Consider the following 11980-nt stretch of genomic DNA (forward strand, 5'->3'; position numbering starts at 1 on the left):
AAGCCCCCTTATTTAGTAAGATCAGCTACAAATTTTGGTAATACGAACGCTGCTTTGTGTAGCTCTTTTGTATAATATTTTGTCTCAATATCGAAGAAACGATTCTCTTCTACTTCAAGAGGATCATGTTTTTTCGAACCGATTGTAAATGTCCACATTCCACTTGGATATGTAGGAATATTTGCAATGTATAAACGAGTAATTGGGAAGATTTCTCTTACATCACGTTGAACTTGTGTGATTAACTCAGGTGTAAACCATGGGTTGTCCGTTTGAGCTACAAAAATACCGTCTTCTTTTAACGCTTTTGAGATACCAGCATAGAAGCCTTTTGTAAATAAGTTAACTGCAGGACCAACAGGTTCAGTTGAGTCTACCATAATTACATCATACACATTTTCACTATTTGCAATATGCATAAATCCATCGTCTACTTTTACTTCTACACGTGGGTCTTCTAATTTCCCTGCAATTTCAGGTAAGTATATTTTAGAGTACTCAATTACTTTTCCATCGATTTCAACTAGAGTTGCTTTCTTTACGCTTGGGTGTTTTAGTACTTCGCGAATAACACCACCGTCACCACCACCTACAACTAATACATTTTCAGGATTTGGGTGTGTGAATAAAGGTACATGCGCAACCATTTCGTGGTAAACGAACTCATCTTTTTGAGTTGTCATAACCATTCCATCTAAAATAAGCATGTTTCCGAACTCTTCTGTCTCTACCATGTCAAGCTTTTGAAACTCAGTTTGCTCTGTATGTAAAGTTTTATTAATTTTAGCAGTAATTCCAAAGTTTTTTGTTTGTTTTTCAGTAAACCATAATTCCATTTAAAGCATCTACCCTTCTTTATCAAGATTTAGTCTGAAACACGTTTTGTCCAGTTTCGGAGCTGACTATGGCGCCTCCACTTTTCGAATGTGTTTCGTATTATCCCCACTCTTCCTAATTCCTATCGGATTTGTGTTGTTACAACAATTTTTTGCCGTACAAAAGAAAAGTATAGAGTAATTTTTGTGAAATGCAAGATTTTTAAAGCTAAATTATTTGATATTTTTTACTACGGTAATTTGAATAAAATTTCTCTTAATCTACCATACTAGTATTAAATTAGAGAAACATATCGAGAGGAGGATACTTTTTGTATAATATCAACTACTCTTATCATTGGCGTACACTTCAGAAGGTCGGCATTTTACTTACTATTATTTCAATTTCAGGTACATTATTTTTGTCTTGTGTCTATATGATCGCTATTACTTCTACAAAACCTTCACTATTTATTGAGTCAAATTCAAGTTATTATGATCACAATCATAAATTAATTAGTAAAACTAAGCTACTTCAAAATCGAAAAACACTTAAAATTACAGATGTACCTCCGATTGCGATCAATAGTATTTTAGTTTCTGAGGATCGAAATTTTTTTCATCATCATGGCTTCGACTTAAAAAGGTTGGGTTCTGCTATTTTAATTAATATAGCGGAAGGACAATACGCTCAAGGAGCAAGTACAATAACTCAGCAACTTGCAAAAAATTTATATCTTTCTCAAGAAAAAACGCTTAGCCGTAAAATAAAAGAGGCTTTTTTAACTATGAAGCTAGAATCCGCTTATAGTAAAAATAAATTATTAGAAGCGTATTTAAACACCATTTATTTTGGACATGGTATTTATGGTCTAGAAACTGCAGCGAATACCTTTTTAGGAAAAGAGACAAACGAGCTTACTATTGGTGAATCTACATTTTTATTAAGTATTCCGGCTAATCCTTCAAAGTATGACCCTTACGTTCATTTTTCATCTGTAAAGAAACGACAACAACGAATTTTAACAGCACTTGAACAGAATAAATTAATCAACTCAAAAAGTGTTAAAAATGCAATTGATGAAAAGATTAAGTTAAAACCAATAACACATACTTCTAATTCTTCTTTTACATCCTATTTTCAACAAAGTGTTCAAAAAGAGATTACGGCTTCAACAGGACAATCGATTAATAACAATGGCAGCCAAATTTATACAACATTTAATCCATCTATTCAAAAGCATATTGATCAAGCATTTGACAAATATATTAGACCAAACCCTGATTTACAGGCTAGTGTGATCGTCTTAAATAGTCAAAATGGTGAAGTATTAGGCATGACTGGAGGTCGTGAGAAAGGACAGTTTTTATTTAATCGTGCAATTGCGTCGAAAAGACAGGTAGGGAGTACAATAAAACCAATTCTATATTACAGTGCACTTGAAAATGGATATACTCCATCAACAAGACTTCAAAGTAAGCCTACTATATTTCACTTTGAAAATGGAGATTCATATAGTCCAAAAAATAGTGGTAATCTATACGCACATGATTCAATTACTCTAGCTAAAGCTATTGCTGTTTCAGATAATATATACGCAGTAAAAACTCAACAGGCAGTTGGTACGGACGAATTTATTAAAGCACAGAAGCTATTCCATTTAACCACACCAAATAATAAATTACCTTCAATGGCACTCGGCACACAAGATGCTTCATTGCTCGATATGACAAGGGCTTATGCTTTAATTGCAAATAATGGTAAAGAAGTTATACCTCATTTCGTAAAGGAGATTAAAACTCAATCTGGAAAGACGATCTATAAAGAAAAAATTAATAGTAAGCAAAGATTAGAAAAAGATCAGACAGTTATCCTTAAACAATTAATGAATGGAATGTTCAATACTAGTTTTTCAAGCTACTTACCTGTAACAGGTACAAGTATCATTCCTGAATTGTCAAAAGATTATTATGGTAAAACTGGCACTACAAAAACTGACAGCTGGATGATTGGATTCCATTCGAATCTTATTGTTGGAGTATGGGTTGGGTATGATCATTCAAAAAATTTAACTGTAGAGGAAAGTTCACTATCCAAGAAGGTATGGGCATCAATAATGACAAATTTATCGGATAAAAATATAGACACGAAACTACCTAATAAACTAGTTAAAGTAGCTGTAGACGAAAAGACTGGCCTTTTGTATAAAGAAGGCTGTGGTGATAAGGTTTCACTTTATTTTCGTAAAGGGACACAACCTACAAAACCTTGTATGAATAAAAAAACAACCAAAAAACAAAAAAAGGAAAATAAAGATAACAAGCCTTGGTATTCGCAATATTTACTTTAAAAACAAAAGACCTCACCAAATTGGTAAGGTCTTTTGTTTGTCCTAGTCCTAGCTTTGTCCAAGCTATTATTAGTTTACTTTATTTAGTCATAAATGTAAAAAGATTATTCGACGATTTCTTCAAATTTTTTATATATTTTTCCAAAGAAAACTTTGCCAATTGGCGAGCCTTTAGGATGAAATATGCGTAGTTGCACTTATCGTCACTTTTTCTGCCCTGCTGCCAATTTATACATTCTTAATAGGCAAAAAGTATACTAACCTAAAAGTTCAGTTTTTAATTGGTCAGATGAATTATTCCACATCTCTTCATTGTGCGATTTTAAGAAATTGGCTAGCAATTTACGAGACTTTTCATCCATCTGTTCAACCATTATTTTACGTTTCATCGCTTTATCCATTTTATTTACATGGTCAGGAAGAAGTTTGTATCCCCTTCTTGCTTCACGATCAACTGTCATGTAACAGCCTGTTACTCCAGCATAATAAGGTCCACTTTCAGTTCGCTCAGTTGCAACCCACACTAACCAATATGGTTTTCCATTAGGTACTTCATCCTCATTTGTTAAAAACTTGATCCCTTTTTCAACTGAACTTCTTGCATGCATTGCACCAATATCTACAAAAACATCATTCTCTTGAATATCAATAAAGACTGGAGAAATATTTTCTAAACTAATTGCTCCAACACCAAATCCGCCATGCCCACTCGTTGAATCATTTTTTAATATATTAAATCCTAGTGATTTCTTTTTTGGTTGATCAGTCATTGTACCCCTCCTATATAGTAAATTACATAATTAATGGTGTAACAATTGAATTAATCCAGTGGAAAACTGAAGGTATAGCAACCTGGAAAATTGGTTGTATTGTATAGTTATCTAATGGAGTTAATACTAAAACTAAAAATACAAATGCTCCATATTGCTCATATTGTGACATTTTTGCACGAATATCATTTGGTGCCAAATCCTCTAAAATTCGATATCCATCTAATGGTGGAAGAGGAATTAAGTTAAACACAAATAATACAATATTCATTTGAATGAAAAGACTAAAGAAAGAATCTAAAGTAATTGATAAAGCCTGTGGGAAAGAATGAAAGAAACCATGCTTTATTAATAGTAAATAAACAATCAAACCTAGTGTCGCTAGTATCAAGTTACTAATCGGACCCGCTGCGGTTGTCAAGATTCCTGCTAGTCTCGGATTTTTAAAGTTATGACGATTTACAGGAACTGGTCTTGCCCAACCAAAGCCTAATATAATAATCGCAATTGTTCCAAAAATATCTAAATGTCTAAATGGAGAAAGAGTTAATCTGCCTTGTCTTTTTGCCGTGTCATCCCCAAATTTATAAGCTACATAAGCGTGTGCAAATTCGTGAACTGATAACGAAATTGCAACAACTAGTAATATTAATGGTATATCTTTTAATGGATATTGAAAAAATGATCCCATTCTTTGCTCCTCTCGAGATATTGCTGTTTTGATCACTAAACGGATTTATTAATAGTTTAAATTATTCTTTATGATTTCTTCAATGTTAATCGTTTTAATCGTTATTATTCTGACTTCCTGAGTTATAATAAAAATGACAAAACGAAGGAGGTCATATTATGCCATACGTTACAGTAAAAATGCTAGAAGGTCGCACTGATGAACAAAAAAAAGCTTTAGTAGAAAAAGTTACTTCAGCTGTAAGTGAAACTACAGGTGCTCCAACTGAAAAGATTGTTGTTTTCATTGAAGAAATGACAAAGAACCATTACGCCGTTGCAGGTAAACGCCTTAGTGACGAGTAGAATTCTTACATACATTAACAGTAAACGGGAGTAACTTCCGTTTACTGTTTTTATCTTCTTTTTGCTCCTGCTATTTCTTCAATCATTTCGATTACTTTCTTTTTCTTTTCATCAGGATTTTTATAGATTAAATCATGAGGAAAATATAATTTAGAATCGAATAACTTTTTACCAGTTATTCCATCTACTAGCTCCGATTTACGTGAGATTTCTTTCAAATCACCGTTAGTTTGCAATAGTAAAATAGGCTTCTTTCCGCCTTCTTCACCGTATCTAAAGTAATCATAAGCCTCGTCTGAAATTGTATCGATGACTAAATAGTATTCTGGATCTATATCTATTTCTAAAAATAACTCTTTTAATTCAGCAAACTTTTCAGTATGTTTTTGCGTATCAAAATCTACATATTGAAATAATTTTCGATCTAAGAAACGCTGACACAGATCACTTAAGATTTGGTCAGATTCCTCCTGCCATACTTGGAAATAATACAGAAGAACTGATTCATCTAATTTGATATATTCATCTAAGTCAACTTTTCCTTCAAACATATGCCCAAAATGCACTGGTACATAATTAAAATGATAACCTGTTTCATGCAAATATTTTGCCCTTTGTAATATCTTTTGTAAAATGGCTTCCGCACTTCTAGACACAGGGTGAAAGTAAACTTGCCAGTACATCTGGAATCGACTAATTAAGTAATGTTCAACAGCATGCATACCCGATTGTTTAATAACGACACCGTCAGGTCTAGGACGCATAATTCTCAAAATACGCTCCATATCAAAATTGCCGTAACTCACGCCAGTGTAATATGCATCTCTAAGAAGATAATCCATTCGATCTGCATCAATTTGACTTGAAATCATGCTCGTAACTAACTTATTCACCGATGTTTTCTCAATGACTTCCGAAACTTTCTTAGGAAAGTCATCCCCTACTTTTTTTAGAATTTCATTAATTTCTGTTGAACCCTCAATAATTTCTCTCGTTAATTCTTCATGATCTAAATTAAATATCTTCTCAAATGTATGCGAAAAAGGACCATGACCAACATCATGTAACAATCCAGCACAAAGAGCTAATAAGCGATCATCATCATTCCATTCAGGACGACCAGAAAAAACATCATCTACCATACGTCTTATAATTTCATAAACGCCAAGCGAATGAGTAAATCGACTATGCTCAGCTCCATGAAACGTCAAATATGTAGTACCAAGCTGTTTAATTCTGCGTAGTCTCTGAAATTCTTTAGTTCCTATTAAATCCCATATAACTTGATCTCTTACGTGAATATAACGATGTACGGGATCTTTAAATACTTTTTCCTCATAAAGCTTCTGGAAACGATACGACATATGTTGGCCCCCTTTCAATATGTACACTATTTCTTTATATGCTAATGGCTTTACTTTCTGAACAGGCCTTCCGCTTTTCTTATTATATCAAAAAAACGCTCCTGAAGATGAAGGAACGTTTAATTCTTACCTAGTTTTGACTTTATCTTTACAAGTAGATCATCTTCGTTTGGTGCAGATAAGGGACGGTTATTTACGAAACAGAATGATTTTTTTCGTCCTGGTCCACAGTAAGATTGACAACCAATTTTAATCTCTGCTTCTTCATCTATTCTTTTTAAGCGAGGGACTAATGTTTTAATATTTGTCGCCTGGCAATCATCACATATTCTAAATTCATTTGACATTTTTCTACAATCCTTTCTGTTCTAAATTGAACATACTCAGCAGTAATTTTACTCGTTCCAAAAAGGACATGCAAGTTTTCCAAATAAATCACTCCAAATAGTATTCTACTATTTTCTATTTTTTGTATAGTTTTCTATTTTTTTGTCCAAACTTCTATTAATCAGCTAGGAAATTAAATCGACCAAATGAATAAAAGAAAGTTGAGGGGAAATTTTTATGATGAAATTAAGACAAGATGCTTGGACTGAAGAAAATGATTTGCTTTTAGCGGAAACTGTTTTACGTCATGTACGAGAAGGAAGTACCCAATTAAACGCCTTCGAGGAAGTGGGCGACATTTTAGAACGTACTTCGGCTGCATGTGGTTTTCGATGGAATGCTGTAGTTCGCTATAATTATGAAAAAGCACTTCAATTAGCAAAGAAATTCCGTAAAGAAAAGCTTCGTCACGCTAAAGGTGAAGACGCAAAGAAAAAATTGCTATATACACCTTCTGAATCTAGCTATATACAAACAGATGTATCTAGTAATTTTGATCGTTATTTGAATGATGAACAAGATTTAGAATACGGTGTTGATCTCGATCAAGAATTTGGATCTTTTGTGGAAACTGATAATGAAAATGACACAAGTGTTGAGGTTACACATAATGAGGAATCAACAACTGAGATATTTTCAAGTATTCCTTCAGTTCAAAATCAGTATCAAGCACAAACTTCACCAGTTTCACCAGCGAATACAAGAAAAAGTTCAATTACAATGTTTGATGTAATCCAGTTCTTACAAGGTCTTTCAAGTAGTCAGATTGGTAGCGACCGTTTAGTTCGTGAAAATGACCAACTAAAAAGAGAGCTTATGCAATTACAGGAACGAAATTCACAGTTACAGAGACAAGTAGAAAAGCTTGAAAAAGATGCTACTACTGTTCAAGAAGACTATGAAACAATGATGAAAATAATGAACCGTGCTAGAAAATTAGTATTATTTGAAGAGGAAGAGAAACCAGCAGCAACATCCTTTAGAATGGATAAAAACGGAAATTTAGAAAAAATTGCAGAATAACATTGTCGGTTATAATATAGAGGAACTAAATCTAAATTTTGATTTAGTTCCTCTATTTTTATACTCACTAAATTTTAAATTCCCTCTACAATCTATTAATTTCCTAAAAATGATTTTTTAAAGAATGCTAGCTGTTTTTCAAGTGTAACTGGGTCACTAAATGAAGCTCCATTGCCAAGCATTTCATATACGCGATTATTTTTTACAGCTGGAATAGATTTATATGTATCTGTTTTTTGGAACGAAATATCTGCATCTGCGTAATTACTTAAAATAATATAATCCCCTGCATATTGAGGTAGCACTTCTGTAGAAAGTGTATAATAACCGTCCTTTAGAGCCATTTCTTTTACTTTCTCGGGCATTTTTAATTTCATTGCTTGGTATAGTATTTCAGTTCCACGAGCCCAATTATTGCCGAATACATATAGCTGTTTATCATATGATTCAAATACTGATACAGTTGCATCTTCACCGATTTTAGCGCGAATTTCATCACCGGTTTTTTCCGCACGTTGTTTAAAGTCATCTACCCATTCCTTGGCTTCCTTCTCTTTGTTTAAGAGTTTGCCAATTTCTATATGCTGTTCTAAATAATCTAACTTACCCCATGTGTATGTAACTGTTGGAGCAATCTCTTTCAATTTATCTATATTTTTAATATTTGATAATCCAATAATTAAATCAGGTTTTAATTCAATAATTTTCTCAAGATTCTCATCTGATACTTCTGTCACATCTTTTAATTCTTTCTTAAATGTTGGATTATTCTTTGACCAAACATCTACCCCAACAACATTTACTCCTAAAGAAATGACATTACCAGTAAAACCTGAGAGTAAGATAACGCGTTTTGGATGCGTTGGTACTTCAACGGGACCAGTTTCCGATTGATATGTAAATGTTTTAGGTTGATCGTCTATATTTGAAATACTCGCCTTCTTATCTGACGAACTATGACTACATGCACTTATGGATAATACAAAAATAAGAATAAGCGGTAATAATAACTTTTTCATTTGAATCTCCTTTTATAAAATTATTATCAATTTGAACTCAATTGATAACGATTATCATTTTCATTAATTTATTTACTATAAATTTGAATCGAAATATTGTCAACCTATAACTATTCAGAATATGAAGTTTTTTTATTTAGTTTAAAATCATGCTAAAATAGGAAAACAAAAGCAAAACGCAAGGGGCTTATTTAATGAATCAACATTTGAATCGGTTACAAACAGATGAAATACGTTTTATTGACGGCTCAACTTTAGGGCCATCCTTTGAGGCGATCCAATCTTTTGCATTAGATGACACATTATGTACAAAAATTGGGAAAATGGAGTCTCCAACAACAATTCGAACATGGGTACACCACAACACAATTGTTTTAGGAATACAAGATACTAGGCTACCAAATCTAGCAAATGGGGTTAAATTTCTCAATAACAAAGGATACAAAGCAATCGTACGAAATTCAGGTGGGCTTGCTGTTGTTTTAGATGAAGGTGTACTAAATATATCAATCCTCTTTCCAGAGGCTGAACATAAGCTGCAAATTAATGATGGCTATGAAACGATGTATGCACTAATTCAAGATATGTTTAAGGATTTAACAGATAAAATAGTTGCAAAAGAAATAGTCGGATCATATTGTCCAGGAGATTTTGATTTAAGTATTGATGACAAGAAATTTGCTGGTATATCTCAACGTCGCATACGTAAAGGGGTTGCTGTTCAAATTTATTTATGTATTAATGAAAGTGGTTCAAAACGTGCTTCAATTATTAAAGATTTTTATGAAATTGCGATCAATAACAAAGAAACTTCATTTAAATATCCTACAATTATTCCTAATACAATGGCATCTCTTTCCGAACTACTATCAGTAAATCTTACAGTGACTGATGTAATGACGAGACTACTACAATCATTAATTAAATTAACTCCAAAACTAACTCCTAACTCCTTATTTGGTGATGAGATAGAATTATATAATTATCATTTACAACGAATGATCAATCGTAATTCGGAAATAAGTTCTATGCAAGAACTATAAGAACAAAAAAAGCATTCTTAAAATGAAAAAACCAAAAGGCTGATTAATATTCCTTTTGGTTTTTTATGTTTTTATTAAGATTTGGATTTATCAATATTTGAGTGAATTTCTGCATTAAATAAACTAATTTCACAAAGTGTTCTAATAAAAAAAGAGTGCTCAAAAGTTCATTGACTTAAAGAGCACTCTTATTCCTTAACTTTGGCTCATTATAGTGACTGAGCAGCTGTGATGATTGATAATTTATAAACGTCTTCACTGTTACACCCACGAGATAGGTCATTAACAGGCATATTTAACCCTTGTAGGATTGGTCCGATTGCTTCAAAGTTACCTAAACGTTGAGCAATTTTGTAGCCGATGTTTCCTGCTTCTAAGCTTGGGAATACGAATGTATTAGCATCTCCTTGAATTACTGAATCAGGAGCTTTGCTTTTTGCAACAGATGGTACAAATGCTGCATCAAATTGGAATTCGCCATCTAAAGTTAATTCAGGAGCAAGTTCTTTTGCAATTTTAACTGCTTCAGCAACCTTTTCAGTTTCAGGGGATTTAGCAGATCCTTTAGTTGAAAAGCTTAACATTGCAATTTTAGGGTCAATATCAAATAGTTTAGCTGTTTTTGCACTTTCAATTGCAATTTCAGCTAAGTCTTGGCTATTAGGAGCAATATTAATCGCACAATCTGCGAATACGTATTTCTCATCCTCACGAACCATGATAAATACACCAGATGTTTTTGTAACGCCAGGTTTTGTTTTAATGATTTGAAGCGCTGGTCGTACTGTATCTGCTGTTGAATGTGTAGCACCACTAACTAATCCATGAGCTTTGTTAGCATATACTAACATCGTTCCAAAGTAGTTTGGATCTAATAATGCTTTACGAGCTTGCTCTTCTGTCGCTTTACCTTTACGGCGTTCAACAAATGATGCAACTAATTGGTCCATTTCTCCGTAAGTAGATGGGTCTAAAATTTCTACTCCTTGAAGCTCTAAACCTAAGCTACTTGCTTTTTCTTTCACGTTTTCTACGTTACCTATTAAAATCGGTTTTAATACATCTTCTTTCGCTAGTCTGTCAGCTGCTGTTAAGATTCTCTCATCTGTACCTTCTGGTAAAACAATTGAAATACCTTTACCTGATACTTTTTGCTTAATACTTTCAAATAGATTGCTCATAATAGCCTCCAAAATCTTTAAAATTATTTTATTTGTACATAATTAGAATAAAACCTTTTTAGAATAATGAAAAATATAATATATTTAATAAAGCGCTATCATTTAAAGTAAATTAATTCCTAATTTTCTAACTAAATTTGGATATTGTATAATTTTGTATGTTTTTACAAAATACTTTTATTTGTAGTATGCTATTTAAATGAAAATCAATACGATAACGTTTGGGGGATTTAAAATGAGTGAAGCTGCAAAAACTTTAGATGGCTGGTATTGTTTACATGATTTTAGAAGTATGGATTGGCATGCTTTTAAACAATTAAGTAGTGATGAGCGTCAACTAGCAATCACAGAGTTCCAACAAGTTTTCTCAAAATGGAATCAAGTTGCTGATTCTGGTGAAGGTAGCCATGCTATTTACAATATTTTAGGTCAAAAAGCAGACATTATGTTTATGGTTTTACGACCTACAATGGATGAGTTATTACATATTGAAACAGAAATTAATAAAACTACACTATCTCAGTTTATGATTCCAACTTATTCATACGTTTCTGTAGTTGAATTAAGTAATTACTTAAGCGAAGAAGATGGCGATCCATATCAAAATCCGCATGTTCGCGCTAGACTTTACCCTGCTTTACCAAAATCTCAATACGTATGCTTCTATCCAATGGATAAAAAGCGTGAAGGTGAAGATAATTGGTACATGCTTCCTTCAGGTGCACGTAAAGAAATGATGTACAGCCACGGAAAAATTGGTCGCACTTATGCTGGTAAAGTTAAACAAATTATTACTGGTTCAGTAGGTTTTGATGATTATGAATGGGGCGTTACTTTATTCTCTGAAGACGTACTACAATTCAAAAAATTAATCTACGAAATGCGCTTTGACGAAGTAAGTGCTCGTTACGGAGTATTTGGTTCATTCTTTGTTGGAACGATTCTAAAAGAAGACGCATTCTCGAAATATCTTTACGTATAATTGAATACTT

At 32.8% G+C, this 11980-nt stretch carries 12 protein-coding genes; 5 read left to right on the forward strand and 7 right to left on the reverse strand.

Annotated elements, in window-relative coordinates; genetic code table 11:
• Positions 1 to 8 precede the first annotated feature (8 nt).
• On the reverse strand, positions 9 to 836 hold the full coding sequence (speE, locus tag B6K90_RS09960; RefSeq protein WP_025671010.1) for a spermidine synthase: 828 nt from the start codon (positions 834 to 836) through the stop codon (positions 9 to 11).
• 311 nt (positions 837 to 1147) lie between these two features.
• On the opposite strand from speE, the gene B6K90_RS09965 reads away from it, so the two are divergent.
• Positions 1148 to 3166, forward strand: coding sequence for a transglycosylase domain-containing protein (locus B6K90_RS09965; RefSeq protein WP_088012575.1), 2019 nt, complete (start codon positions 1148 to 1150; stop codon positions 3164 to 3166).
• Positions 3167 to 3423: 257 nt separating this feature from the next.
• Here B6K90_RS09965 and B6K90_RS09970 read toward each other — a convergent pair whose 3' ends face one another.
• Together B6K90_RS09970 and B6K90_RS09975 are read right to left on the reverse strand one after the other, a co-directional pair.
• Complete coding sequence (locus B6K90_RS09970) at positions 3424 to 3936, reverse strand: YwhD family protein (RefSeq protein ID WP_088012576.1); 513 nt, start codon at positions 3934 to 3936, stop codon at positions 3424 to 3426.
• 22 nt (positions 3937 to 3958) lie between these two features.
• The gene (locus tag B6K90_RS09975) at positions 3959 to 4627 is read right to left on the reverse strand and encodes a site-2 protease family protein (RefSeq protein ID WP_088012577.1); all 669 of its coding nucleotides are present in this window, start codon (positions 4625 to 4627) and stop codon (positions 3959 to 3961) included.
• A gap of 158 nt (positions 4628 to 4785) precedes the next feature.
• Here B6K90_RS09975 and B6K90_RS09980 point away from each other — a divergent pair, with 158 nt between their 5' ends.
• Complete coding sequence (locus tag B6K90_RS09980) at positions 4786 to 4971, forward strand: 2-hydroxymuconate tautomerase (protein WP_088012578.1); 186 nt, start codon at positions 4786 to 4788, stop codon at positions 4969 to 4971.
• A gap of 50 nt (positions 4972 to 5021) precedes the next feature.
• Here the strand turns inward: B6K90_RS09980 and B6K90_RS09985 are convergent, their stop codons facing one another.
• Both B6K90_RS09985 and B6K90_RS09990 read right to left on the reverse strand, forming a co-directional pair.
• On the reverse strand, positions 5022 to 6335 hold the full coding sequence (locus B6K90_RS09985; RefSeq protein WP_088012579.1) for an HD domain-containing protein: 1314 nt from the start codon (positions 6333 to 6335) through the stop codon (positions 5022 to 5024).
• Between the two features lie 119 nt (positions 6336 to 6454).
• A complete protein-coding gene (locus tag B6K90_RS09990) occupies positions 6455 to 6682 on the reverse strand; it encodes a DUF1450 domain-containing protein (RefSeq protein ID WP_088012580.1) in 228 nt (75 codons plus the stop codon).
• Between the two features lie 220 nt (positions 6683 to 6902).
• Between B6K90_RS09990 and B6K90_RS09995 the strand changes: the two genes are divergently transcribed.
• The gene (locus tag B6K90_RS09995; RefSeq protein WP_088012700.1) at positions 6903 to 7745 is read left to right on the forward strand and encodes an RsfA family transcriptional regulator; all 843 of its coding nucleotides are present in this window, start codon (positions 6903 to 6905) and stop codon (positions 7743 to 7745) included.
• A 95-nt stretch (positions 7746 to 7840) separates the two neighbouring features.
• On the opposite strand, the gene B6K90_RS10000 is transcribed toward B6K90_RS09995, so the two are convergent.
• The gene (locus tag B6K90_RS10000) at positions 7841 to 8764 is read right to left on the reverse strand and encodes an iron-hydroxamate ABC transporter substrate-binding protein (protein WP_088012581.1); all 924 of its coding nucleotides are present in this window, start codon (positions 8762 to 8764) and stop codon (positions 7841 to 7843) included.
• A gap of 194 nt (positions 8765 to 8958) precedes the next feature.
• On the opposite strand from B6K90_RS10000, the gene B6K90_RS10005 reads away from it, so the two are divergent.
• Complete coding sequence (locus B6K90_RS10005; RefSeq protein ID WP_088012582.1) at positions 8959 to 9807, forward strand: lipoate--protein ligase family protein; 849 nt, start codon at positions 8959 to 8961, stop codon at positions 9805 to 9807.
• A 209-nt stretch (positions 9808 to 10016) separates the two neighbouring features.
• Here the strand turns inward: B6K90_RS10005 and pta are convergent, their stop codons facing one another.
• Positions 10017 to 10988, reverse strand: coding sequence for a phosphate acetyltransferase (pta, locus tag B6K90_RS10010; protein ID WP_088012583.1), 972 nt, complete (start codon positions 10986 to 10988; stop codon positions 10017 to 10019).
• Between the two features lie 235 nt (positions 10989 to 11223).
• Here pta and hemQ point away from each other — a divergent pair, with 235 nt between their 5' ends.
• Positions 11224 to 11970, forward strand: a complete 747-nt coding sequence (gene hemQ / locus B6K90_RS10015; RefSeq protein WP_088012584.1) for a hydrogen peroxide-dependent heme synthase — start codon at positions 11224 to 11226, stop codon at positions 11968 to 11970.
• Positions 11971 to 11980 lie beyond the last annotated feature (10 nt).

The organism is Gottfriedia acidiceleris (assembly GCF_002128425.1).
Taxonomy (GTDB): domain Bacteria; phylum Bacillota; class Bacilli; order Bacillales; family Bacillaceae_G; genus Gottfriedia; species Gottfriedia acidiceleris.